The sequence below is a fragment of the Dolomitihabitans soli genome (assembly GCF_022213955.1).
GTDB lineage: Bacteria > Actinomycetota > Actinomycetes > Streptosporangiales > Streptosporangiaceae > Streptosporangium_A > Streptosporangium_A soli.
This window is the reverse complement of the sequence record NZ_JAKNTW010000004.1, coordinates 307,330-333,063: the sequence shown is the minus strand read 5'-3', so window position 1 is coordinate 333,063 and position 25,734 is coordinate 307,330. Positions and strand designations below refer to the sequence as shown.

The 25,734-nt window shown below is 70.4% G+C and carries 19 protein-coding genes; 13 read left to right on the top strand and 6 right to left on the bottom strand.

What is annotated here, in order from left to right:
• Positions 1-312: 312 nt before the first annotated feature.
• Positions 313-960, bottom strand: a complete 648-nt coding sequence (locus MBA17_RS10875) for an NYN domain-containing protein (protein ID WP_238496212.1) — start codon at positions 958-960, stop codon at positions 313-315.
• 194 nt (positions 961-1,154) lie between these two features.
• Here MBA17_RS10875 and MBA17_RS10870 point away from each other — a divergent pair, with 194 nt between their 5' ends.
• From MBA17_RS10870 to MBA17_RS10815, 12 genes are all read left to right on the top strand, one after another.
• Positions 1,155-2,336: an FAD-dependent monooxygenase gene (locus MBA17_RS10870; RefSeq protein ID WP_238496211.1), complete on the top strand. Its 1,182-nt coding sequence runs from the start codon at positions 1,155-1,157 to the stop codon at positions 2,334-2,336.
• A 503-nt stretch (positions 2,337-2,839) separates the two neighbouring features.
• Complete coding sequence (locus tag MBA17_RS10865) at positions 2,840-4,153, top strand: lanthionine synthetase LanC family protein (protein ID WP_238496210.1); 1,314 nt, start codon at positions 2,840-2,842, stop codon at positions 4,151-4,153.
• Positions 4,154-4,523: 370 nt separating this feature from the next.
• Positions 4,524-7,382, top strand: coding sequence for a helix-turn-helix transcriptional regulator (locus MBA17_RS10860; protein WP_238496208.1), 2,859 nt, complete (start codon positions 4,524-4,526; stop codon positions 7,380-7,382).
• A gap of 79 nt (positions 7,383-7,461) precedes the next feature.
• A complete protein-coding gene (locus MBA17_RS10855) occupies positions 7,462-8,562 on the top strand; it encodes an alpha/beta fold hydrolase (RefSeq protein ID WP_238496207.1) in 1,101 nt (366 codons plus the stop codon).
• 3 nt (positions 8,563-8,565) lie between these two features.
• Complete coding sequence (locus MBA17_RS50350) at positions 8,566-10,941, top strand: GMC oxidoreductase (RefSeq protein WP_238496205.1); 2,376 nt, start codon at positions 8,566-8,568, stop codon at positions 10,939-10,941.
• Between the two features lie 119 nt (positions 10,942-11,060).
• Entirely contained in the window at positions 11,061-12,251 is a 1,191-nt protein-coding gene (gene ligD, locus MBA17_RS10845; protein WP_238496204.1) for a non-homologous end-joining DNA ligase, read from the top strand.
• Between the two features lie 11 nt (positions 12,252-12,262).
• Positions 12,263-12,808: an NUDIX domain-containing protein gene (locus MBA17_RS10840; RefSeq protein WP_238496202.1), complete on the top strand. Its 546-nt coding sequence runs from the start codon at positions 12,263-12,265 to the stop codon at positions 12,806-12,808.
• Between the two features lie 59 nt (positions 12,809-12,867).
• On the top strand, positions 12,868-14,511 hold the full coding sequence (pgm, locus tag MBA17_RS10835) for a phosphoglucomutase (alpha-D-glucose-1,6-bisphosphate-dependent) (protein WP_238496201.1): 1,644 nt from the start codon (positions 12,868-12,870) through the stop codon (positions 14,509-14,511).
• A gap of 52 nt (positions 14,512-14,563) precedes the next feature.
• Complete coding sequence (gene soxR / locus MBA17_RS10830; protein ID WP_238496200.1) at positions 14,564-15,082, top strand: redox-sensitive transcriptional activator SoxR; 519 nt, start codon at positions 14,564-14,566, stop codon at positions 15,080-15,082.
• A gap of 23 nt (positions 15,083-15,105) precedes the next feature.
• The gene (locus MBA17_RS10825; protein WP_238496199.1) at positions 15,106-16,041 is read left to right on the top strand and encodes a Ppx/GppA family phosphatase; all 936 of its coding nucleotides are present in this window, start codon (positions 15,106-15,108) and stop codon (positions 16,039-16,041) included.
• A 112-nt stretch (positions 16,042-16,153) separates the two neighbouring features.
• Positions 16,154-16,318: a hypothetical protein gene (locus MBA17_RS10820; protein WP_238496198.1), complete on the top strand. Its 165-nt coding sequence runs from the start codon at positions 16,154-16,156 to the stop codon at positions 16,316-16,318.
• Positions 16,319-16,354: 36 nt separating this feature from the next.
• Entirely contained in the window at positions 16,355-17,089 is a 735-nt protein-coding gene (locus tag MBA17_RS10815) for a DUF72 domain-containing protein (RefSeq protein WP_238496197.1), read from the top strand.
• A 322-nt stretch (positions 17,090-17,411) separates the two neighbouring features.
• On the opposite strand, the gene MBA17_RS10810 is transcribed toward MBA17_RS10815, so the two are convergent.
• Together MBA17_RS10810 and MBA17_RS10805 are read right to left on the bottom strand one after the other, a co-directional pair.
• Complete coding sequence (locus tag MBA17_RS10810; RefSeq protein WP_238496196.1) at positions 17,412-17,852, bottom strand: ATP-binding protein; 441 nt, start codon at positions 17,850-17,852, stop codon at positions 17,412-17,414.
• 28 nt (positions 17,853-17,880) lie between these two features.
• On the bottom strand, positions 17,881-18,129 hold the full coding sequence (locus tag MBA17_RS10805; protein WP_238496195.1) for a hypothetical protein: 249 nt from the start codon (positions 18,127-18,129) through the stop codon (positions 17,881-17,883).
• Positions 18,130-18,259: 130 nt separating this feature from the next.
• Between MBA17_RS10805 and MBA17_RS10800 the strand changes: the two genes are divergently transcribed.
• Entirely contained in the window at positions 18,260-19,663 is a 1,404-nt protein-coding gene (locus MBA17_RS10800; RefSeq protein WP_238496194.1) for a rhamnulokinase, read from the top strand.
• 352 nt (positions 19,664-20,015) lie between these two features.
• Here MBA17_RS10800 and MBA17_RS10795 read toward each other — a convergent pair whose 3' ends face one another.
• The 3 genes from MBA17_RS10795 to MBA17_RS10785 all read right to left on the bottom strand — a co-directional run bounded on the left by MBA17_RS10795 (position 20,016) and on the right by MBA17_RS10785 (position 25,265).
• Complete coding sequence (locus tag MBA17_RS10795; RefSeq protein ID WP_238496193.1) at positions 20,016-21,515, bottom strand: hypothetical protein; 1,500 nt, start codon at positions 21,513-21,515, stop codon at positions 20,016-20,018.
• Positions 21,515-23,053, bottom strand: a complete 1,539-nt coding sequence (locus MBA17_RS10790; protein ID WP_238496192.1) for a hypothetical protein — start codon at positions 23,051-23,053, stop codon at positions 21,515-21,517. The genes MBA17_RS10795 and MBA17_RS10790 overlap by 1 nt, the downstream gene beginning before the upstream one ends.
• 274 nt (positions 23,054-23,327) lie before the next feature.
• Positions 23,328-25,265 carry a hypothetical protein gene (locus MBA17_RS10785; protein WP_238496191.1) on the bottom strand — a complete coding sequence of 646 codons (1,938 nt, stop codon included), beginning with the start codon at positions 25,263-25,265 and terminating at the stop codon, positions 23,328-23,330.
• Positions 25,266-25,734 lie beyond the last annotated feature (469 nt).

The following is a 25,734-nucleotide window of genomic DNA, read 5'->3' as shown; positions in this document are numbered from 1 at the left end:
AGGCCAGCCTAAGTTATGTGAGACACCGGTGGGGCGTCTGACCCCCGCAGGGCGGCTGGGTGCCAATGATCACCAGGAGCCGGGACGGCCAGACCTTTTCGCGTCATATGCGGGTCTGGCGGCGCCGATGGGGTGTACGCGCTGAGGGCGACTCCGGAGGGGGAGCCTTCCTGGCCCTTCGATATGCCGGGCCGGTGGTCACCCGGGGTGAGTTGACAGATACGGAGAGGCCTTGTTAGCTGTTCTCAACCACGCCATCGGACTCGTGCCGATGGAGGCAGGCCCCGCCCTTTCGGACGGGGCCTCATTCATTTATCGGATCTGCGGGAGCCAGGCCGCAGGACACTGGATCTCTCCGTCGTCGCCGTGCAGTTTCGTCGGAAACTGACTGGCTTCGAGCGCGCGCGTTTTGATCTGGCGTATGAAGGTCGGGCGAACTCGTTCGAGTGCGCCGCTCTGCCGGTTGATTCGTTGCGGGTTGAGGATGCCCACGGGCCGGCCATAGTCGTGACAGGCCATGCGGATGGGCTCGGCCAGATCCGCGTCGTTGCTGATCACCACGGCGGCTTCGCAGTCTCCTGCCAGGGCGTCGGCAATCAGGTATGCCCCGAGGTTGACGTCGGTGCCTTTCTCTTCGACCTTGATGACCTCCACGGTCTTGGGTCCGAGCACGGGAGGATGGGCGAGACGCATGCGTGTGGTGCTCACCTGGAAGCGGCCCAGGTGGATGCTGACGTGCGGGATCGTGCCGAGTGCTCGCAGGTAGAGATCCTGGCGATTGGGCTTGTCCGGGTCGTCCGGCCAGGCCCTGATCTTGGCCGTGAAGTATCTGACCCGATGGATGTCGTCTTCGGGCAGCAGACGCCGGGCCAGCGCGTCGAGATCCAGCCATTTGTACGGCGTGCCCTTGAGGCGTCCGTAGAAGAGGTTGAGGGCGTCGACGTAGACGTTGGTTATCACTCGGTAAAGACATCGCTACCGACTGTCACTATCATCCCTCTCGAATAATAGTTCGGGTGCGCAGTGGGACGGACGTAAACGGAGTTTCTGGGTCTAATTGAATTGCCCGTGATGTGCGCTTATTTCTGTTATTTCGGGATCATTCCGGGTTATCGTCGGCCCCGTTCGGGCGCGGTCGGCGGAGGGATGGGCGGATGAGCGGGTTACGGGTGGCCGTGGTCGGCGGCGGGCTGGGCGGGCTGGCGGCGGCGTTGTTCCTGCGGGCGGCCGGGGTCGAGGCCACGGTCTACGAGCAGGCGCGGGAGTTGCGCGAGGTGGGGGCGGGCGTGGGCGTCGCGCCCAACATGGTGCGCCTGATCGACAAGCTGGGGGTCGGCGAGCGGTTCCGTGACCTCGCGGTGTCGATGGAGGCCGCGTGGGAGTTCCGGCGCTGGCAGAACGGCGACGTGTTGTTCAGCCAGCCGATGGGAGCGGAGTGCGAGCGACTGTACGGCGCGAACTACTTCATGGCACACCGCGCCGACCTGCTCACGATGCTGCACGAGGCCCTGCCGGGCGACGCCGTACGGCTGGGCAGCAGGTGCGTGGCCGTACGGCAGGACGACGCGGAGGCCGAGGTGATCTTCGCCGAAGGCGGCTCCGTGACCGCCGACGTCGTGATCGGAGCCGACGGCATCCACTCGGTGATCCGCCCCGGCGTGGTGGCGGAACGGCCGGCGAGGTTCTCCGGGCTGTGCGCCTACCGCTGCCTGGTGCCCGCGGAGCTGGCGCCGCCGTTCGCGCGCCGGCCGGTGCAGACGCTCTGGCTGGGGCCGGGCCGTCACTTCGTGCACTACCCGATCAGCGGTGGCCGGGTGGTGAACGTCGTGGCCATCGTCCCGGCGGGTGACTGGCGGATCGAGTCGTGGACCGCCGACGGCGACCTCGGCGAGCTGGCCGCCGATTTCGACGGCTGGGACGAGCGGGTGCACCGGCTGATCAGCCCGGCCACCGTGACCAAGCGCTGGGCGTTGTACGACCGTTCGCCGCTGGAGCGCTGGACCGACGGGCGGGTAACGCTGCTCGGCGACGCCGCGCACGCGATGCTCCCGTTCTTCGCGCAGGGCGCCGCCCAGGCGATCGAGGACGGCGCGGTGCTGGCCGGCTGCCTGCGCGGGCGCACGGCCGCCGAGGTCCCCGCCGCACTGGCGCGGTATGAGGCGATCCGCCGGCCGCGCGCCGCCGAGGTCCAGCTCATGAGTCGTGGCCGGGAGGTGGCCAACCACCTCCCGGACGGGCCGGAGCAGGCGAAGCGGGACGCCGGGTTCGCCGACGGCGACCTGCTGCGGAAGAGCGCCTGGCTCTACGGCTACGACGCCGAGTCCGCACTGGCCTGAACGCCTCCCGCGCGCCGGGCGCAGGCCGGTGACCCGCATCGTCCCGAACCCTTGACCCCGCCCGGGTGCGCGGTCCTCACCTTTGTGCCACCCCGGGAGTCGTGCGGGAACCGCTGTGCCACCCCGGGAGCCGTGCGGGAATCGCTGTGCCATCCCGGGAGTCGTGCGGGAACCCGCGCGATAGTCGTACGGCGGAGCGCCCCCGACCCCCCGCTCGCGGTCGGGAAAAGGAGGGCCGACGTCGGCCCCGTTCTGGACGCGCGCGGTGGGCCGATGTGGAACACTCGGCTGGCCGCCGCCTCGCTCGCCGCGCCGCCGATCCCGGTGGTGTTCGCCGTGGCGTGGAATCGGTTCGTCGAAGGCTCGCGCACACCGGCCTGAAGGGCTGAACTTCCGGCGTCCCAGGCTTAGTCTGGTCTTGCGTCAACGGTCATCCTGGCGGGCGTTGACGTTGCCTACCTACTTTTCCTACATTGTAAGTAGGTTATTCTCTGGGAGGGGACATGGGCACTCCGCTCGACGCCGCGGTCGAGGCGGGCCGCTGGATCCGGTCGGCCGCAGTCGACGGGGACCAGGGACGATGGTGGCGTGCCAATCCCGATCCGAACGGCGCCTCGGCGGTCACCGGGCAGCCGCTGTCCCTCTACGCGGGGGCGGCCGGCATCGTGCTCTTCTTCGTCGAGCTGGCCGCCGCGACCGGCGACGCCTCCTATCTGGAGGACGCCACGCAGGGCGGCCGTCATCTGGCGGCCGCCGCAGGCCGGATGAACGACCTGACCCTGCACCACGGTCTCGCCGGCGTCGCGTTCGCGCTGGCCGAGGCCGGCTGGGCCACCGGCGAGGAGTCCTTCGAGGTCGCCGCCAGGGCCGCCGCCGACCGCATCGTCAGGAGCGTCCGCACCGTGGGCCCGGGCCTCGGCTGGACGGGCGACCCCGCCCAGAGCGGCGACGGCGGGATCATCCTCGCGTTGCTGCACGCCTCGGGAATCCTCGGCGTGCGGGCGTACGAGGAGGTCGCCGTGGAGGCCGGACGGCGGGCCGCCGACCAGGTCGTGCCCGGTCACCGGTTCGGTGAGGACGGCTGCGCCGGGCTGCCCGCCGACGCCGTCACCCCCGGTTTCCTGTCCGGCACCGCCGGGACCGCGTTCCTGCTCGCCCGGCTGTACGGCGTGACCCGCGAGGAGCCCTTCCTCACCGCCGCGCGCCGGGGGGCCGACTTCGTCCGCACCGTGAGCACCGTCGCCGGCCGGTGCGCGGTCGTGCCCCACCACGTCCCGCAGGGCCGGTCCCTGCACTACCTGGGCTTCTGCTCGGGCTCCGCGGGCGTGGCCAGGATGTTCTACGAGCTCTACCGGGTCACCGGCGACCCCGGCGACCTCGACTGGGTCGAGCGGCTCGCCCGCGGCATCATCCAGAGCGGCGCCCCCCACCAGCGGACGGACGGGTTCTGGGACGTCGACTGCCAGTGTTGCGGCGCGGCGGGCCTGCTCGAACTCTTCGTCGGCCTGTGGTCCGCGACCGGCCACCAGCCCTACCTCGACTTCGCCCACGTCCTGGCCGACTACCTCGCCGGCCGTGCCACCTCCCACGACGGCGCCGGCTATCGGTGGTACCAGTCCTACCGCCGACTCCGCCCCTGGGAGGTCACCGCCGACACCGGCTACATGGTCGGCGCCGCCGGCATCGCCTCCGCCTTCCTCCACCTGCACGCCGCCGACCACCCGGCCGAGTCCCCCCGCCTCATCCTGCTCCCCGACAACCCGTTCCCGGCGATCCCCATCCCCACCCCCACCCTCCAGGGTCCTGCCGCGGAGTGACCGGACAGGGCCCGGTCACCGGATCCGCGTCGTGTCGTCCAGGTCCCCGACCCGGCGGTCCTGCCGCGGAGTGACCGGACAGGGCCCGGTCACCGCCGTCCGCCGTCGCAGGTGAGGGCCCGCGGGAGTCGCCGCTTTTCCCCTGATGGCGCGGCGCCGTATCGGCCGGCCGTGTAGTGAGTTCTCCGGTTCGGGGCCGCGCGCGGCCCCGGCGCGTAGCGCGCGGACGACCCTCCCGGTCCGCCCCGGACGGAGCCCGGGACTCCTCCGGCCCTCGGGCTTCCGCCCACCCGGCCAGGTAACAGGATGACGAATGCCCATGGGACGCGCAATCATGATGCATCGACGGGCCATCCACAGGAGGAAACCCATGCACGGTCGCGTCCGGACCGTTCTGGTGGGGCGGGACGACGCGCTGCGCGCACTCGGGCAGGCGGCCGAGGAACCTGGGTTCACCTTCACCGTCGTCGTCGGCGATCCGGGGGTCGGCAAGAGCCGGCTGTTGTCGGAGCTCGCGGACCTGGCCGGCGAGCGGAAACTCGTCACGCTGGCGGGCCGGGCGACCGAGTTCGAGCAGGAGTTGCCGCTCGGCCCGCTGATCGACGCGCTCGACGACCACCTGGAGGGGCGCGCGGAGCAGATCGCCGAGCACCTGCCGGCCGCGCCGATGCGCCTGCTGGCCGCCGCCATCCCCGCGCTCGCCCCGCTGGCCGGCTCGGCGCCGGAGACCGACCTTTCGGGGCTGGGCCGCTACCGTCTCTACCGCGCGGTCAGGCAGCTGCTGGAGGAGCTGGCCGTGCCATCGGGCCTCGCGCTCATCCTCGACGACGTGCACTGGGCCGACGCGACGTCGATCGAGCTGCTCGACCACCTCGTACGTCATCCGCCACGAGGCAAGGTCATGGTGGCCGTCGCCTACCGGCCCGCGCAGGCGGGGCCCCGGCTGGCCGCCACCGCCGAACACGGCACCCGGATCGACGTGCGCCCGCTGACCAGGGCCCAGACGGAGGAACTGCTCGGCTCCGCGGTCGGCCGCGCGCAGATCCGCACGTTGTACCAGGCCAGCGGCGGCAACCCGTTCTACCTGGAGGCGCTGACCCGGACCGGCGGCGAGCCCGCCGCAGGCGAGGGCGAGAAGGGGGAGCTGCCGCCCGCGGTCTGGGCGGCGCTCCAGGTCGAGCTGAGCGGCCTGGACGCGGCGGCGCTGCTGGCCGCGCGGGCGGCGGCGGTGACCGCCGACGAGTTCGAGCCCGCGCTGGTCGCGGTCGCGGCGGAGATGACGGAGCCCGACGTCCTGCGGGCGCTCAACGAGATGGTGGCCCGCGACATCGTACGGCCGGCCGGCGCGGGCAGGTTCGGTTTCCGCCACCCCCTCGTGCGCCGCGCGGCCTACGCCTCGGCTGCTCCCGGCTGGCGTTACGCCGCGCACGCCAGGCTCGCCGACCATCTGCGCGACCTCGGGGCCCCCGCCACCGCGCGGGCCCATCACGTCGAGCGGTCGGGCAGGTTCGGCGACCGGGCGGCCGTCGGCACCCTGGTCGACGCGGCGCGCGCGGTCGCGGCCCGAGCTCCCGAGACCGCCGCGCACTGGCTGGAGGCGGCCATGCGGCTGTTGCCGGAGGTGGGCGGCGACCTGTCGGGCGACCGGCTGGAGCTGCTCCTCGAACTGGCGCGGGTGCAGAGCGTCAGCGGGCGGCTCGCGGAGGGCCGCGACTCCGCGCGCGAGCTGCTGCGCCTGCTCCCGGCGGGCGACCACGCGCGCCGGGCCCGGGCCGCGCGGCTGTGCGCGCTGATGGAACGCCAGCTCGACCGCCCGCACGAGGCGCGGACGCTGCTCCTCGACGAACTGCGGCAGATGCCCGACCCGAGGGCGCCGGCGGCGGTGCCGCTGCGAATGCGGCTGGTGGCCGAGAGCCTGATGCGGGTCGACTTCCGGGCCGCCCAGGCCGTGCTCGACCTGATGCCCGACGAGGCGGCCGACTGGGAGCCCGGCCTCTCGACCGGGGTGGCCGCGCTGCGGCCGATGCCCGCCTACGCGGCCGGGCGGATCGACGACGCCATGCGCTACATCGAGGTGGCCGACCGGCTCATCGGCGCGGCCCCCGACGACCATCTCGCCGAGTGGCTGGACGCCGTCGCCTGGCTGTGCTGGACCCAGACCAGCATGGGACGCCACGCGGGCGCGTTGCGGCACTTCGAGCGGGCCGTCGGCGTGGCCCGCTCCACCGGGCAGGCGTACATCCTCACCAACCTGCTGGCGGGCCAGGCCAGGACCTACAGCATGCTCGGCCGGCTGGCCGAGGCGCGGGCCACGGCGGAGGAGTCCGTCGAGGACGCCCGGCTGCTCGGCTCCGGCCAGCAGCTCGTCTTCGCCCTCACCCAGCAGTGCCTGTCGGCCTCCTGGTCGGGCGACGACGACGCGGCGCTGCGCGCGGGCGAGGAGGCGCTGCGCACGGGCGTCGGCGGGGGCGAGGTGTGGGGCGCGATGGCCCGGCACGCCATGGGGCTCGCGCTGATCAACGCCGGGCGGCCGGAGGAGGGCGCGAGCGCCGTGCTCGACGCCTGCGACCGGTTCGAGTCCCCGCGCCTGGACCGCGGCACCCTGTTGTGGTGCTGCGAGGCGCTGGCCCAGCTCGACGCGGCGGCCGGCCGGGTGGAGGAAGCCGGCGCCTGGGCGGCCAGGGCGAGCAGCCTGTCCCGGCCGGAACTGCCGGCCTTCGCGGGGCTGGCGAAACTCGCCCGTTCGCACGCGCTGCGCCCGCACGACCCCACCTCGGCCGCCGTGCTCGCCACCCAGGCCGCCGAACTGCTCGGCGGCGAACGGTTGATCGACGGAGGCCGCGCCCTGCTCGCCGCCGGTCTGGCGTACGGCGAGGCGGGGGAGCGGGAGGCCGGCCGTGAGCGGCTGCGCGCCGCCGCCGAGGTCTTCGCGGGCTGCGGCGCGCACAACCTGCACGCCCAGACCCTGCGTGAGCAGCGCCGTCTCGGCGTGCGGGTCGGCGCGTCCGCCCGTACCGCGAACGCCCGCGTGGCGAGCGGGCCGTACGGGCTGTCGCCGAGGGAGTCGGAGATCGCCGAGCTCGTCGTTCAGGGACACACCAACCAGCAGATAGCGGAGAAGTTGTTCCTCAGCGTGCGCACCGTCGAAACGCATCTGTCGAGGGTCTTCACCAAACTGGGCGTCACCTCACGTGTCGGCGTCGCCACCACACTCAACGCACGTGACTAGATATGTACGGGTTTTCCACGATGCCTGATCATCCGTGAAGTTGGCATTGTTGAGGCGTTCGCAAACGGGGAGGGCTGAGATGGAGCATCGCATCGCGCGCTTCACTCTCGACGGGGTCGAGGACGCGGAGATCTCCGTGCATCCTTTCGCCACGGAGGACGAGCTGGGCCTGAAGCTGACCAGGTTCCGCCGGGGTGAGAGCGACGACGTGGTGCTGCTCATCCACGGCCTGACCTCCTCCAGCGACATCTTCGTCATGCCCGAGATCCGGAACATGACGAACTTCCTGCTCGACAACGGGTTCGGCGACGTGTGGGCGCTCGACTTCCGGATGAGCAGCCACTTCCCCTACGACGTGGAGACGCGCGACCACACCCTCGACGACATCGCCCACTACGACCACCCGGCCGCCCTGGCGGAGATCAGGCGGCACGTGGGCGACCGCAGGATCCACGTCATCGCCCACTGCCTGGGCTCGGTGTCGTTCGCGATGAGCCTGTTCGGCGGGGCCGTCGACGGGATCACCAGCATGGTCGCCAACAGCGTCGCGCTGACCCCGCGGGTGTCGCCCTGGTCGAAGGTGAAACTGGCCTTCGGCGCGACCGCCTTCGAGTACCTCCTCGGCCTGCCGTACATCGACCCGCGTTTCCACGGCGCGCCCCCGCTCACCCGCAGGTGGCTGTTCGCGCGGGCGGTGTCGATGTTCCACCCCGAGTGCCGGGAGCCCGCCTGCCACATGCAGAGTTTCATGTGGGGGAGCGGCCGTCCCGCGATGTACCTGCACCGCAACCTCGCGCCCCGGACGCACCTCCACGAGCGGCTCGCCGACCTCAACGGGGCCTCCGGGGTGCACTACTACCGGCACATCCGCAAGATGGTGGCGGCCGGCCGCGCGGTGCAGAACGATCCGCACGACGCGCGGCACGAGGCGTTGCCGGCCGACTACCTGAAGGACGCCGGGAAGATCACCACGCCGGTCCTGTTCCTGACCGGTGACCACAACCGTGTCTTCACCGACTCCAACGTGTTCTGCCACAAGGTGCTGGAGAAGCTCGCTCCGGGCCGCCACGAGCTGCAGATGCTGCCCGGCTACGGCCACATCGACCCGATCATCGGCAAGGACGCGCACCTGGACGTCTTCCCGCGGATCGTCGACTTCATCAAGCGCCAGGCGGGCTGACCGGTGACCGTACGTGAGCATGTGGACGCCGTGGTGGTCGGCTCCGGGTTCGGCGGGTCCGTCACGGCCTGCCGGTTGGCCGAGGCCGGGCTGGGCGTGGTGCTGCTCGAACGCGGCCGCGACTATCCGCCCGGCAGCTTCGCGCGCACCCCCGCCCAGATGACCAGGGCGTTCTGGGATCCCGACGCCGACCTGTACGGGATGTTCGACGTGTGGGGGTTCAGGGGGTTCGACTCGGTCGTCGCCAGCGGCCTCGGCGGCGGATCGCTGATCTACGCCAACGTGCTGCTGCGCAAGGACGAGCACTGGTTCGCGCAGGACGAGGCGCAACCCGGCGGCGGGTACGAGAACTGGCCGGTCACCAGGGCCGACCTCGACCCGCACTACGACGAGGTCGAGCGGATGCTCGGCGCCACGCCGTACCCCCTGCACCGTCCCGCCTACGCGGGCACCGGCAAGACGCACGCCATGCAGGACGCGGCGGCCGAGCTGGGCCTGGAGTGGCGGCTGCCGCCGCTCGCGGTGAGCTTCGCGCCGTCGGCCGGGGCCGAGCCGGCGATCGGGGTGCCCGTCGCCGAGCCGTCCTACGGCAACCTGCACGGCGTCTCGCGGCTGACGTGCCGGCTGTGCGGCGAGTGCAACATCGGCTGCAACGACGGCGCCAAGAACAGCCTCGACCACACCTACCTGTCGGCCGCCGCGCACCACGGCGCCGACCTGCGCCCGTTGCACGAGGTCAAGGGCATCCGGCCACGGCAGCGCGGCGGCTACGAGGTCGACTACGTCGTGCACGACCCCGACTCCGGCGGCCGGAGCCCGGTCACCACGATCACCTGCGACCGGCTCGTGCTCGCCGCCGGCTCCTACGGCACCGCCTTCCTGCTGCTGCGCAACCGCGCGGCGTTCCCCGGGCTCAGCGATACGCTCGGCACCCGGTTCTCCGGCAACGGCGACCTGCTCACCTTCCTGCTCCGCGCCAAGGACCGCGGCAGGGTCAGGCCGCTCGACGCCAGCAGGGGCCCGGTCATCACCAGCGCCATCCGGCTCCCCGACGACCTCGACGGCGTCCCCGGATCGGGTCGCGGCGCCTACATCGAGGACGGCGGCTACCCCGCCTTCATCGACTGGATGATGGAGGAGGCCGATCTCGGCGACAACGTGGCCCGCGCGGCGAAGTTCCTGTTCGAGCGGTTCCTCGCGTTCTTCTCGCACGCTCCCGACACCAACTTGTCCAAGGAGTTGTCCGACCTCATCGGCTCGGGGGCGCTGTCCGTCAGCTCGCTGCCGTTGCTCGGCATGGGCCGCGACGTGGCCGACGGGGTGCTGCGCCTGCGCGGCGGGCGGCTCGACGCCAACTGGTCGGCGGTCACCAGCGAGGCCTACTTCGAGCGGGTCCGCAAGACCATGCAGCGGATCGCCGACGTGCTCGGCGCCGAGTACGCCGACAACCCCGCGTGGTTCCGCAAGCGGGTGATCACCGTTCACCCGGTCGGCGGGGCCCCGATCGGGCGGCACCCGGGCGAGGGCGTGTGCGACCCGTACGGCGAGGTGTTCGGTTATCCCGGCCTCTACGTCGCCGACGGCGCGGCGATGCCCGGTCCGGTGGGGACCAATCCGTCTCTCACGATCGCCGCCATGGCCGATCGCATGTGCACGCGTCTGCTGGAAACCCGGCCGGTGGGCGCTACGAAGGGGAGCAGGCCGGTGGGCGCCACCACCGGTCTGGCGGGAGGGGGTGGGGACGACGCGACGTGTGATCTCCCCGGGGCCGGCGGTCGTGCGGGCCGCGACGGCCGGGAAGATCACACGTCGCTGTCGTTCACGGAGGAGATGAAGGGCTTCTACCGGAACGGTGTGCGCAACCCTGACTCGCTGGGAGAGCCCTTCTCCTTCCAGCTAACGATCACCGCGGAGGACGTGGACGGCTTCCTGGACGACCAGGAGCACCTCGCCCGGGCCGAGGGATGGATTGACGCCGCTGCTTGCGGGGGCCGGCGTCCTGTCGAGCGGGGCTGGTTCAATCTGTTCGCGCCGGGGGGCGCGCCGGATCGCAGGCTCATGCGTTACCGCCTGCATTTCACCGACGGTGAGAACCGGCCCCGCACCCTCATCGGCTGGAAGAACGTCTTCCACGGGCCACCGTCCGACATCTGGCCGGCGACCACCACGCTGTACTTCCGGCTGCTCGACGGGCACATCGCCGAGGGTGACGACGACACGGCTCCGATCGCGGGGGCCGGAACGTTGCACATCGAACTGAGCGACTTCATCCGGCAGCTCACGTCGTTCCGCACGGAGGGACCGCGCGGGGTGGCGGCGCTCGACCGGTTCGCCCGGTTCTTCGCCGGCAACCTGTGGGACGTGTACGGTCCCGGCTGACCGGACCGCGTACGGCGGGCCGGGCCGGCGCCCCAGCGCCTGCAGCCGGCCGCCGGAGAGGTTCTCCTGCTCGCCGCCGCGTTCCCGGAAGTGTCGGGGGCGGGCCATAGGGTGAACGCATGGCGGATGTCGAGGTCGTGGGGGTCGCCGGGCGCGAGGTGAGGGTGACGAGCCCGGGGAAGGTGATCTTTCCCGAGGCCGGTCACACCAAGCTCGATCTGGTGCGTTACTACCTGTCGGTGGCCGAGGGGGCGCTGCGGGGGGTCGAGGGCAGGCCGATGATCCTCAAGCGGTTCGTGCGGGGGATCCAGACGGAGGCGTTCTTCCAGAAGCGGGCGCCGGACAAGCGGCCGGACTGGGTCGAGGTCGTCGAGCTGCGCTACCCGTCGGGGCGCACGGCGGACGAGGTGGTGGTGCGGGACGCGGCGCAGCTCGCCTGGGTGGTGAACCTCGGTTGTGTGGACCTCAACCCGCATCCGGTGCTGGCGGCCGACCTCGACCATCCCGACGAACTGCGGATCGACCTCGATCCCGTGCCGGGCGTCGAGTGGCCGCAGATCGTCGCGGTCGCGCAGGTCGCCAGGCGGGTGCTGGAGGACTTCGGGCTGACCGCCTGGCCCAAGACCTCGGGCTCGCGGGGTTTCCACGTATACGCGCGCATCGAGCCCCGGTGGACCTTCCCCGAGGTACGGCAGGCCGCCGAGGCGGTGGCCCGCGAGGTCGAGCGCCGGGCCCCCGGCATGGCCACCAGCAGATGGTGGAAGGAGGAGCGGGAGGGCGTCTTCGTCGACTACAACCAGAACGCGCGCGACCGCACCGTGGCCTCCGCCTACTCGGTCAGGCCCACCGCGGACGGCCGGGTCTCCACCCCGCTCGCCTGGGACGAGGTCGCCGCCTGCCACCCGGAAGACTTCACGGTCGCGACGATCCCCGGCAGGTTCGCCGAGCGCGGCGACCCCTGGGAGGGCATCGAGCGGTCGCACGGCTCGCTGGCGGATCTGCTGGAGTTCGCCGAGTCGCTGCCGCCGCACCCGTCGGCCAAGGGCACGATCCCGGTCGTGGAGGTGGCCAGGGCGCGTACCAAGGAGGAGGCGCTGGCGGGCCTGGAGGTCTGGAAGGCCCGCCACCCCGGGGTGGTCGCCCGGCTGCGTCCCGCCGACGTGCTGGTCGACGGCATGCGCGGCCGAAGCTCCGTCTGGTACCGCATCCGGATCAACCTCCAGCACGTCCCGGAGCCGGAGCGGCCCGAGCAGGAGCCGCTGGAGGTCGACTACGACCCCTGGGCGGGGCTGCGCGATCAGGAGGGATAGGATCGCCCGCCATGGCGGCAGATGCGATCGTGCGGCAGATCTCCACCGAGGTCGTCTACGTCAACGCGTGGATGAGCGTCAGGGAGGACCAGGTCGAGTGGCCTGACGGGACTCGCGGGATCTACGGGGTGATCGACAAACCCGACTTCGCGGTGGTGATCCCGATGGAGGACGACGGGTTCCACCTGGTGCAGGAGTACCGCTACCCGGTCGGGCGGCGCTCGTGGAGCTTCCCGCAGGGGACCGTCGCGGACGCGCCCGGCCCGGCGGAGATGGCCAGGACCGAGCTGGTGGAGGAGACCGGGCTGACGGCCGGCAGCCTGGTGGCCCTGGGCCGGCTCGACAACGCCCACGGCACCCTCGCCCAGGGCTTCCACGCGTTCCTCGCCACCGACCTCACCCGGGGGGCCGCCCGCCGCGAACCCTCGGAACAGGACATGGTCCAGCGGCACGTGCCGCGCGCGGAGTTCGAGGCGATGATCGGCGACGGTGAGATCACCGACGGCTGCTCGATCGCCGCCTACACCCTGCTGCTGCTCCATGAGCGAACCGGATGAAGCCCGCGGCGGATGGGTAGAGCAGTCTCGCCGGGGGCCCGATGACATGAGGAGTCGTGATGACGCACGAGCGTGCGGGGACACCTGCGAGGACGTCCGACCTGGTTGACGTGGCCAGGCTGGTGACGGCCTACTACGCACGGCACCCGGACCCGGGCGAGGTCGGGCAGCGGGTGGCGTTCGGCACCTCGGGGCACCGGGGGACCTCGTTCGGCACCTCGTTCAACGAGGATCACATCCTGGCGACCAGCCAGGCGATCTGCGAGTACCGCACGGCCCAGGGCGTGGACGGCCCGCTGTTCCTCGGGGCCGACACGCACGCGCTGTCCGAGCCGGCCAGGGTGTCGGCCGTGGAGGTCTTCGCCGCGAACGGCGTCCGGGTGCTGATGGACGTCCGCGACGGCTACACGCCGACGCCCGCGGTGTCGCACGCGATCCTCACCCACAACCGGGGAGGCGGGCGCGGCACGGCCGACGGCGTGGTGGTCACACCGTCGCACAACCCGCCCGCCGACGGCGGGTTCAAGTACAACCCGCCCGACGGCGGACCGGCCGGCTCCGAGGCCACCTCCTGGATCCAGGACCGGGCCAACGCGCTGATCGCCGGCGGCCTGAAGGAGGTGCGCCGGATCCCGTACGAGCGGGCCCTGGCCGCCGACACCACCGGCAGGTACGACTTCCTGGCCGCCTACGCCGACGACCTGCCCGCCGTGCTCGACCTCGACGCCGTCCGCGCGGCCGGGGTGCGGATCGGGGCCGACCCGATGGGCGGCGCGAGCGTGGAGTACTGGGGGGAGATCGCCGAGCGGCATCGGCTGGACCTCACCGTGGTGAACCCCGACGTCGATCCGACGTGGCGGTTCATGACGCTCGACTGGGACGGCAAGATCAGAATGGACTGCTCCTCGCCGTACGCCATGGCGTCACTGATCAAGAATCGCGACGCCTACCAGATCTCGACGGGCAACGACGCCGACGCCGACCGGCACGGCATCGTCACGCCCGACGGCGGCCTGATGAACCCCAACCACTTCCTGGCCGTCGCGATCTCCTATCTCTACTCCCACCGGCCGGGCTGGCCGGGGGCGACCGGCGTGGGCAAGACCCTGGTCAGCAGCAGCATGATCGACCGGGTGGCGGCCGATCTGGGGCGGCGGCTGGTGGAGGTGCCCGTTGGATTCAAGTGGTTCGTCCCTGGTCTGCTCGACGGGTCGCTCGGGTTCGGCGGCGAGGAGAGCGCGGGGGCGTCCTTCCTGCGCAGGGACGGGTCGCCGTGGACCACCGACAAGGACGGACTCATCCTCGCCCTGCTGGCCGCGGAGATCCTCGCCGTCACCGGGCGTTCGCCGAGCGAGCTCTACGCCCAGCTGACGGGCCGGTTCGGCGAGCCGGCGTACGCCAGGGTCGACGCCCCGGCCACCCGGGAGCAGAAGGCGGTGCTGGCCCGGTTGTCGGCCGACGACGTGCAGGCCGACGAGCTGGCGGGCGAGCCGGTCACCGCCGTGCTCACCGCCGCACCCGGCAACGGCGCGCCGCTGGGCGGTGTCAAGGTCTGCACCGCGAACGCCTGGTTCGCCGCCCGCCCCTCGGGCACCGAGGACGTCTACAAGATCTATGCGGAGTCCTTCGAGGGACCCGGGCACCTGGCGAACGTCCAGGAGGAGGCGCGGGCGATGGTCTCGGCGGCCCTGGGCTCCGCTTGAGCGGCGGCCGACGGCGTCTCCCGGTGTCTGCACGCCTGGCTAGGGTGGGGATGTGGCACAGCTTCCGTTGGACGTTCGTGAACTCGCCGTCGGCCAGCTCGCCGAACGGAGCGGGGTGGCGGTGTCCACCCTGCACTTCTACGAGTCGAAAGGGCTGATCTCCAGCCGTCGTACGGCGGGCAACCAGCGCCGCTACCCCAGGGACACGTTGCGCAGGGTCTCCTTCATCCGGTTGTCGCAGCGGGTCGGCATCCCGTTGACCCAGATCAAGGAGGCGCTGGACCGGCTGCCCGCCGGCCGTACCCCGACGCGGGCCGACTGGGTGAGCCTGTCCGAAGGCTGGCGGGCCGATCTCGACGCGCGGATCGAGCGGCTGCTGCAACTGCGCGACGACCTCACCGACTGCATCGGCTGCGGCTGCCTGTCGCTGGACAGGTGCGCGCTGGCCAACCCGCACGACCTGCTCGGTGAGCAGGGCACGGGCCCGCGCAGGCTGATCGCGGCGTCGGAGGCGCGGGCCGCCGCGGCCGCCTGCGAGCCCGAGCGGGGCTGTGCGGGCGGCGAGACCTGACGGCGCGGTAGTAGCGTCAGCACATGAGACTTGGAGTTCTTGACGTCGGTTCCAACACCGTGCATCTGCTGGTGGTGGACGCCCATCGGGGCGCCAAGCCGTTACCGGCCTTCTCCCACAAGGTGGACCTGCGGCTCTCCGAGCACCTGGAGGACGGCGATCGGTTGTCCGACAGCGGCGCCGAGCGGCTGCGTGAGTTCGTGGTGAAGGCCCTGGACGTCGCCGAGGACAAGGGCGTCGAGGATCTCGTGGCCTTCGCCACCTCCGCCGTGCGCGACGCCTCGAACGGGGAGTCGGTGCTCGCGGAGATCAAGGACGCGACCGGCGTGGGCATCCGGGTGCTCGCCGGGAAGGACGAGGCCCGGCTGACCTTTCTCGCCGTGCGGCGCTGGTTCGGCTGGTCCGCGGGGCGGTTGCTGGTGCTCGACATCGGCGGCGGATCGCTGGAGGTCGCCTCGGGCATCGACGAGGAGCCCGACGTGGCCGTGTCGCTGCCGCTGGGGGCCGGACGGTTGACGCGCGACTGGCTCACCTCCGATCCGCCGAAGCCCGACGAGGCGCGGAAACTGCGCAAGCACGTGCGGGCCGAGATCGCCCGCACGGTCGGCGACGTGGTCAGGTACGGCGTGGCCGACCGCGCGGTCGCCACCTCCAAGACCTTCAGGCAACTAGCCAGGATCGCCGGAGCCGCCCCCTCCAGCGAGGGGGTGCACGTCCGCCGCCTGCTCCGGCACGAACAGGTCACCGAGCTGGCCGACCGCCTCGTGCGCGCCACGTCCGCCGAGCGGGCCCGGCTGCCCGGGGTCTCCGAGGGGCGCGCGCCGCAGCTCGCGGCGGGTGCGGTCGTCGCCGACGCGGTGATGGACCTGCTCGGGATCGACGAGCTGGAGATCTGCCCGTGGGCGCTGCGCGAGGGGGTCATACTGCGGCGGCTCGACGTGATGCCGTTCCCTTCCTGAACAGGTGGGCGTGGGCCGCGGCGGCCCTCGTACCCTGAGAGCACCCTGAGTTGTCCCTGACTTCGGCGCCCGAGCCCGCCACGGTATGAATCGACCGCATACCGTGGTGGGCATGGGAAAGATTCTCTTGGGCATCGCGATCGTCGTGGTCGCGTTCATGGCGTTCGGCTGGTTGCTGGGGCTGCTCGGCACGCTGCTGAAATGGGCACTGATCATCGGGGCCGTCGTCCTCGTCGTCGGAGCCGTCTCCCGCTTCGCGCGGACGAGTAAGGACTGACCGTTACCGGTCCGCCGACGGGGTAGACCTACCGTCATGCGGGTCCACGTGGGCACCTCCGGCTGGCAGTACGCCGACTGGCGCGGCCGGCTGTACCCCCGTGGGCTGCCGCAGCGGCTGTGGCTGGAGAGATACGCCGAGTGCTTCGGCACGGTCGAGAGCAACAACGCGTTCTATCGGCTGCCGTCGGCGGAGATCTTCGCGAGCTGGCGTGAGCGCACGCCGCCCGGTTTCGTGATGGCGGTGAAGGCCAGCCGGTTCCTGACGCACATCAAGCGGCTGAAGGAGCCGCGCGAGCCGGTCGAGCGCCTGCTGGGGGCCGTCGCCGGGCTGGGCGACCGGCTCGGCCCGATCCTGCTGCAACTACCGCCCACGCTGCGCGCCGACCCGGCGCGCCTGGCGGAGTGCCTCGGCTGTTTCCCCGCCGCGATCCGGGTGGCCGTCGAGCCGCGCCACGAGTCGTGGTGGACCGACGAGGTCCGCGAGGTGCTCTCGGCGCGCGGGGCGGCGCTCTGCTGGGCCGACCGGCTCGGCCGCCCGGTCACCCCGCTGTGGCGCACCGCCGACTGGGGCTACCTGCGGCTGCACGAGGGCCGCGCCACCCCCCGCCCCTCGTACGGCGACGCGTCCCTGACGTCCTGGGTGCGGCGGATCGGCGACGGCTGGAGCGAGGTCTACGTCTATTTCAACAACGACCTGGACGGCGCGGCGGTGCGGGACGCCGAGCGATTTGGCCGCCTTGTCAAGGAAAGAGACGACAGTGTCGTCTAATGAGCAGACTTTGGTTGTGAGTTAAGCTTAAGACGCTTAGGGGCGGATGAAACGGGCAGCATCGTCTCTCGAACGGGCGAGGAGGATGCGGCGATGTTTTGGGAGCTCACGGGGACGGCTGTCTCGGTGGGGATGGTACTGGTCATGATCGTGCTGGCGCTGCCGGTGATCTCGGTTCTGGTGCTCGGGGTGCTCGCCTTACTGGCGTGGAACACGGGCAACCTCGAACGGCCGGGCGCGGCCCGTGCGAGGCGGGCGCTGAAGAAGCGGGCACGGAACGATCAGCGGGCGCAGGTGCGGACATCCGCCGTCCTGCGCCGGCTCAGCGGTCCCCGAGAGGGCAGTGCAGCGCCCGGGCGGGCGCACCCTCGACGAAACGCAGAGTTTTCTCCACACTGACCTCCGATCCGTGATCGACGGGCGTGACGCGCATGTCGTCGGCGAGTGCCCGCATGATCTGCAGGCCCCGACCATGCTCGGCGGTTCTGGGGGCTTCGCCGACGTCGTCCGGGTCGAACCCGCCGCCGTGATCGGTGATCTTTATGGTGCAGCGTTCCTCGTCGACCGACGCGCTCACGGTGTAGTTGGAGCTGGGGGCGGCGTGCCTGACGACGTTCGAACAGGCTTCGGACAAGATGATGCGGATGTCGTCGCGCACGGGGGGAATCACGCCCAGCGAGCGCAGGGCCGTGTCGAGCAGGTGCCGGATGAAGGGGACGCTCGAGGCCTCCCGTGGCAGTCGTAGTGCGATAGTGGCCTCCATGCTCTGTCAACTGCCCGGAGCGCCGCGTTCAAACCTCCGGAATCGGGCCCAGGGCGTCGTTTCGCCCGTCGTCCCGGATCATCTGGTTGATCGTCTCCACGAGCTCCTCCTGGTCGTAGTCGCCTTCGGGGAGCTTGTCGAAGTAGGACATCACATCGGCGGGCAGGCCGGCGGTGATCATCCGTTCCAGGATCGCCACTCGGTTGACCCGCTCCTGCCCGGTGTAGAGCCCGTCGATGAGGTCTCTGACGTGCGTCGTCTCGCCGTTCTCCGTCATGCGACGGTGGTTCCCCCGGCTGGACGGCCGCAACCAGGGAGAAGAACGTTTTAACACCCTCGCCCCCTGGTGGCCGGTACTTCTCGGCCGGAGTGGCGTTTTGGGAGTTGATTCGTTTTAATCGTGGGTCATGAGCATCTATGCGGCCGTCGATCTCGGCGCGTCCAGCGGCCGGGTCATGACGGTGGAGCTGTCGGGCGGTGAGGTGCGGCTGGCGGAGACGCATCGCTTCGCCAACCGCCCGGTGCGCGCGGGCGGCACGCTGTACTGGGACGTCCTCTCGCTCTACCAGGGGGTGCTCGACGGGTTGCGGCGGGCGGGCCCCGGCGTCTCCTCGATCGGCCTGGACTCCTGGGCGGTCGACTACGGGCTGCTCGACGGCGGCGGCCGGCTCCTCGGCAACCCCGTGCACTACCGCGACGAGCGGGCCGCCGGGATCATGGAACGGGTGGTCGCCGAGCTCGGCGCGGACACCCTCTACGCGACGAGCGGGCTGCAGTTCCTCCCGTTCAACACGATCTACCAGCTGCTCGCCGACCGTCTCGACGGCGCGGAGACGCTGCTGATGATCCCCGACCTCCTCACCTACTGGCTGACCGGGTCGGTGGGAGCCGAGGTGACGAACGCCTCGACCACCGGCCTCTACGACGTGCGGACCGGGGAGTGGGCCCGGCCGCTGATGGACCGGCTCGGCCTACCCGGCCGGATCCTGCCGCCCCTGCGGCAACCGGGAACCCCGGCCGGAACCCTGCGCGCGGATCTGGATCTCGGGCCGATCCCGGTGACCGCCGTCGCCTCCCACGACACCGCCTCCGCCGTGGTCGCGGTGCCCGCCGCCACGGACAGGTTCGCCTACATCTCCTCGGGCACCTGGTCCCTGGTCGGGGTCGAGTTGCCCGCCCCCGTCCTGTCCGAGGCGGGGCGGCTGGCGAACTTCACCAACGAGGCGGGCGTCGACGGCACCACCCGCTACCTGCGCAACGTGATGGGCCTGTGGATCCTGCAGGAGTGCCTGCGCGTCTGGGGCGGGCCCGACCTGCCCGCCCTGCTGGCGGAGGCCGGGCAGGCTCCGCCGTACCAGGCGGTCATCGACCCCGACGACCCGTCCTTCCTGCCCCCGGGCGACATGCCCGCGCGCATCGCGGAGTTCTGCGCCCGCACCGGTCAGCGCCCGCCGGAGGGCCGCCCCGCCGTCGTGCGCTGCGTGCTGGAGAGCCTCGCGCTGGCCTACCGCCGCGCCCTGCGCGACGCCGTACGGCTCAGCGGTCGCGACGTCGAGGTGATCCACGTCGTGGGCGGCGGGGCGCGCAACGAGCTGCTGTGCCGTCTCACCGCCGACGCCTGCGGCCTGCCGGTGCTCGCCGGGCCGGTCGAGGCCGCCGCCCTCGGCAACGCGCTGATCCAGGCCCGCGCCCGTGGCGAGGTCGGCGACCTCGCCGAACTGCGCGCCCTGGTACGGCGGAGCGAGCCGATCGCCGCCTACGAGCCGCGGGGCGACCCGTCGAACTGGGACGCGCTGGAGTCGCGTCTCTAGCCCTCAGCGGTGGGGACGCGCCTCCCGGTCCCGGAGCGCGGGGCATGGCGATCATCTCCGGGGAGAGGGTGCCTAGGCGTGGGACTCGCGCGGAGAGTGCCAGGCCTGTGACTTGGATCGAATGACGTCTTTGCTCGGTATCTGTCGTGGTCGCTTCGGCCGTTGTGGTGGGTTGTGCTCTGAACGCCGCTGCCCGGTCCGGATTTCCGGACCGGGCAGCGGCGTTCAGATGAAGGTGTATCCAGAAACCGTACAGTCCCAAGCCGGGACGACGAGGACGTCCGGGCGGGCCGGATGACCTCCAGGGTGACGCCCTCTGACCCGGCGCCGGTCGCCGTGCCGGCCTACGACCTCATTCCCATCTCAGCAGGCGTGACAGTGTGATGAGGTGCGAGGCGTTGGTGGGGGTGAAGTTCGTGTATTTGGTGGCGGTGAGCGTCCATACCTGCCTGTCGAACTCGGTGAGTTCCAGCCAGGAGTGCAGGTAGTAGTCGACGCCGTTGGGCGCTCCGGTGCCGTCGACGTAGAGGGCGAAGACGGGGGCGGTGGCGGAGCCGTTCCACATTTTGGTTTTGAGGGTGTTTTTGAAAGCGGTCATGTCTGTGGCCGTGAAGACCTGGCCGCGTCGGTAGGACTCCACGAAGGCGGACAGGTCTACGTTGCCGTGCGACAGGTCCTCTTTCTTGGTGGTGTAGGTGCCGTAGTTCCAGATGTAGGCGCCGGCGGAATTGATGAGCTTGCTTTTGGTCCATTGGGCGATCTTGGTGGCTCTGGCAAGGTAGGTGGGGTTGCCGTTGATCTCGTGCAGGATCGTGAGCATGTTGGCGAATGCCAGGGACATGTTGAAGGGCAGGTCGTCGTAGGCCCTGGTGTGGCTGAAGGTGTCGACGTTGGGTGGCTGCTGATAGGAGGTGCCGTTCCAGGTGTTACCGAGATATGTGCTTTGTTCCCAGCGGGGGATGATCTGGGTCTCCAGGAACGTCTGGTAGGCGGCAGCCTTAGCGCCATATCCCGATAGAGCCGGATTTTTCGCGACAAGTCTGATGAATTCTGCGATCGGTATGCCGATCATGCCGTCGTGCACGATGTAGGGGAATATCCCGCTGAGCCGGACGTCGTCGAAGTAGGCGGAACCGCTGACCGTATACGAAGCATGCTCCAGCCATACCTCCGGCGACCGCCCGGCCGGAATGTCGCAGGTGGTCTGCTTCAGCGCCCAGGTGCTGGTGGTGTACTCCAGCATGCACAGCGTCGTGGACCCGTCGCGCAGCACGATGCGCCCGACGACCGAGCCGGTGCGCTTGCCCCAACCTCGCAGGACATGCCTGGTGCCGCCCTCGTAACTTGCGCCGATCTTCTGCCGGAGCTTCTTCCACTTCGTCTGATCGGACACCACCCGCACGGACTGGGTGCCCGCGCTGCTGCCGGGAACGTCCGTGGTCCGATAGATATGGCTGCCGGTGTCCTGGAACCTGCTCCAGTTGGCGGGCAGGGTGGCATCGCCGGAAGCCGCCGTCTCGAAGCTCGGATTGGCCAGTTCGGGGGGCGAGTACTGGCTCGTGCTCCAGCCGCGGAAGCCGTCGCCGTCGACATCGTCGGCGTTCGCGATGATCGTGTCCGCATGCGTGACGATCTTGTCCAGCCAGGCGGTGTCCTGCGTCGCGGCGTAGACGTCGAGGTAGCTCCGCATGATGTAGCTCTCGCCCCACGCCAGGTTCGCGCTGTTCGGATCGGTGTAGACGGCCTGGCCGATCTGCGCCTCGAGCGCCTTGTACTTGGTGAGCCACACGCTCTCGGCGGCAGCCGGAGTGGGCAGCAGCAGGGCTGCGGCCACGATCAGGTTGCCTATCATCACTGCCCCCTGCGGGCGTGCCAGTTGAGGTAGGCGACGCAGCCCAGATAGGAGCCCAGCTGCGGCGGCACGGCGCGTGCGTCGTAGATCGAGCGGGAGTGGCTGAACACCGCGTCGTCCCACTGCGCCACCGCCATCCACCGGGGCGCCTGCAGGTACTGCCCGGCGCTGGTGGTGCTGCCGGTGCCGTTGACCCGCTGGTAGGCGGTCGGATGCCCATCGGCGCCGACGGGCGCGATCAGGTTCCGGCTGTAGGTGCGCGCGAACCTGGCCATGTCCTCGCCCTTGTAGAACAGCCGGTTACGGAAGACGACCGCGGCGAACTCGACGTCGATCGCACCATGGCTGAGATCCTCGAGAGCCCGCCCCGGAGTGGCGGACGGGGTGTACTCGGAGACGCCGTCCGCCTTGGCGAAGCCGTTGTAGACCTTGCCGAACTTCGGCCAGTACGACCACACGTAGGCGTCGTCCGCGTCCAGCGTGAGCTCGCGGGCGAACGTGCGCGCCAGCCGCTGCGTCCGGTCCCGGTAGAACGGATCCCCGGTGGCCGCGGCCAGTTCGGCGTAGGTCTGGCCGAGCGCGAGACTCTGGTTCGTGGGCTGCTCGGTGCCGTCGTTCGGCAGCGGCGTCCCCTTGTTCCACACGAAGTAGCCGTAACCATCCTCGGTCTGCCGCCACTCGTCATCGTGGACCGCCGCCGCGTTCCTGGCCGCCTTGAGGTACTCCACCGCCTTCTGCCGATATTTGGGTACGGCCAGCAGCCTCGGGCTACGGAAGACGATCTTCGCGAACGACGCCATCGGATAGGTGATCATCCCGGTGTGCACGGTGAAGACCACCGGCTGGGAGGTGAACGGGGTCGTCCCCAGCACAGGCGAGGCGTTCCCCGACGGCGACGGCCTGAGCTCCCGCGCCGTCACCAGCGTCGGCGTCGGATAGGCGTCCAAGATCCGGCGCACGGCATAGTCGGCGGCCGCTGGGTCCATCGACAGGTCGGGGAAGGTGGCGACCAAATTCGTCCGGTCATTCTTCACCTCAAGGGTGAAGCGGCCCTCGACGCTGCCTGCCCGGACCGTGGCGACCGCGTTGTCCGCATAGGCAAGGGTCCGCACCTCCAGTAGCGGCGTGCCGTCCGCGTCCTTCAGGGTGGCGATGCCCGCCGAGTAGGGAGCCATGGCCCGCCAGGCGGGCGATGACAGGCCCCGGTGGTCCTTGACCCCGCGCACCGAGTCGCGGGTGGCCAGCACCAGGTCGATATTCGTGATGAGCCGGTCGAGGTAGTAGGTGTCGTGGTAGGCCTCGTACATCCGGATGAACCCCGCCATGATGTACGACTGACCCCAGGCCAGCCCGCCGTGCTCGTTGTCGTCGGTCGGCTGGCCGCCGTTGCCGCTCTCGTGGAAGGCCTTGTCGAACAGGTCGAATGTCTCGCGCGAGGTGTAGTCGTAGCCCGCGGTGGCGCGGGCCGTGCCAGAGAGGGGTCCGAGGGCGCCCAGGGCCAGGGCGCCGACGATGAATTGCCTGCGGGACAGTTTCATGCGACTACCTCCGGGGGTGAGAGGAACGGCGTCAGCCCTTGACCGCGCCGCGCATGCCTTCGAGGACGTGTCGTTGCATGAGCATGAAGACGACTACGACTGGGATGATCGGTCCCGGCGGGGAGCGTGCGGACGTTTGTGCCGGTGAGCCCGGCGCGGTAGGCGATCCCGAGCGCGATGGGTTCCCCACGTGCAGGAAACCAGGATGGCTGTGATCATTGGGCCGAACAGCGGAGAGGCGCTTCGCGTGACCGCCGTTTACCGGACACACCCGTCAGCGGGGGGAGATGGCTATGCGGATGAGGTTGCGGCCCTTGATGCCGTAGAGGGCCTTGTGCGATGGGTCGATGTTGAGCTTGGAGCCGCCGCCGAACCAGTCGCTGGCCAGGCCGGTCACGATCTTCTTCGCCGTCCAGGCGCGGAGGTCGATGCGGTAGACCGCGTCGACGTCGCTGGTGTAGGCGGTGAAGCCGGCGATGAGCAGATCGCCGCCGCGGTTGTTCACCTTGAGGGTGCGGGTGATCTTGCGCTTCAGCAGGTGATACTCGAACAGGATGCCGGTGTTGGTGATGCCGTAGACCGCGAGTGGGGTGTGCGCGAGGTCGGTGACACTGGCGATGCCGGGCAGCGGCTCGAGTTCCCATTTCACCTTGCGGGTGCGCAGGTCGAAGGCGGCCAGTTTGGCCGTCGGAGTCACCGGCGGCGAGCCGAGGCCCTCCTGGGTGCTGGTCCCGAGGTAGAGGGTGCCGAGGTGGGCGGTCACCGAGAAGACGGTCTGCCGCTCCACGACGGGGCGGTAGGTGTCGACCTTGCCGGTTCTGGGGTCGTAGATGTCCAGGGCGCCGTTGGGGTGGCCGGGCTCCGGCTGGGTGGGCATGGCGATGAGGCCGGTCAACGGGTCGTGGCACAGGTCTTTGGGGCGGTCCTGGTTGTGGCCGGTGCGGAAGAGGAGTTCGGCCTCGGGGTCACCCGCGTGGTGGGAGTAGAGCGCGGCCTGGGTGTAGATGCCGAGGTAGGTGGTGTCCTTGATGGTGATCATGGTCTTCGGCTCGCCGGGGATGGGGAGCCTGGTGACCTTGCCTGTGGCCAGGTCGTGGAGGTCGGCGCCGCTCTTGCCGCCGACGTAGACGCGCTCGCCGTCGGAGTGCACGGACATGGGCGCCTCGGGCGCCGCCCTGAAGCCCCGCTGCACGTGGCTGAGGTAGTCGATCTTCCCGGTCGCCGGGTGGTAGACGAAGATCCCGCTGTCCTGCAGGCCGTAGATCTGCCCCTCGAACTCCAGGATCCGGCTGGTTGCCGCCTCCGGGAAGGGCACGCCGAGTACCTCGTACTTGTCGTCAGCGATGTGGTAGCGGTAGAGGGTCCCGGAAGGACGGCCGGCGAAATAGACCCAGCCGTCGTGGATCAGCACCGCGACGACGTACTTCTCGCCCGGCCCCGTCGCTTTGACGATCTTGTAGTTGGCCGGGTTCGCCTTCTCCACCACGACCAGTTCGGCCAGCGACAGCACGCCGCCCGCGACATGTGTGTCGGAGCTGGACATGCTCGACACCCAGTCACGGTCGGCCAACTCGGCGGGGAGCAGGTCGCGCTTCTCGCCGGTCTTCCTGTCGATCGCGATGAGGTGGGCGTTGCTGCCGATGCCGGCGTATACGTGGGTGGCGTCGGCCTGGATGCTGCGCACGTACGACTCGCCGGGCGCGGGCTGGCCCAGGTCGCGGCTGATGCCGGTGGCGGGGTCGTACTCCACGACCCGGCCGGGCTCCGACATGCCCAGGTAGATCTTGCCGTCCGGCGAGGCGGCCATGGTCCAGATGAAATGGTCCGGGTACTCGGCGAGCTTGGTGGTCGTGCCGGTGAGCGTGTCGATCTTGTAGAGGTCGGATCTGGAGTGCGTGCCCACGTAGACGTCGGTGCCCACCTTGCACATCGCCCAGATGCCCACGCCGGTGGGGATCTCAAAATGGGTGGTGACCGTATCCTTTTCAAGGTCCCACGCGCCCACGACATTGGGCGACAGGCCGCGTGAGCCCATGTAGAGGACGTTGCCGACGAACTCGCCGTTGCCGAGGGGGCTGGCGACGCTGGCCGGGCCGAGGTCGGTGATCATGCCCTCCGGTTCGCCGGTGGCGGCGGACGCGGGGGTGGACGGCAGGGAAACCGTGACGGCGGACGCGGCTGCGGCCTGGAGGAAACGGCGGCGGGGGATCATTCGCTGGTGCTCCCTTGTGAAGTTTGGCCGCACGCTATAACGGCCTAGGCCGTAATGTCTAGATCGAAGAGTGGTACGGCCTTGCGCCACGCACGACCGCGAGGCCGATCTGGACCGGATCGAGGAGGTCACCTGTCATTCAGGATTGGCGCGCCGGCCTGCTCACCGATGTCGGCACCCTGCACCTATGACTCCGGTGCGGTCCGAGATCGTCTCCGCGCCGCCGGGATCGACCAGTCCGCGATCCAACTGCGAGGAGCCCAGGTCTCCGGCGTGAAGAAAGCAACCGATCCATCTCGGACCGCGATGGATCGTCGAAGCGACCAGCACGTGGTGGTCGAACTACGGCCGGCTTCGCCGCACCACCGACCGCGGAGCCCGGGACCGCCACGCCGCGCTCTGCCGCGCCATGACGGTCCTCATCGTCGGTCGGCTCATCGGCCGGCGCGACCGATGGAGCCCTGTGACG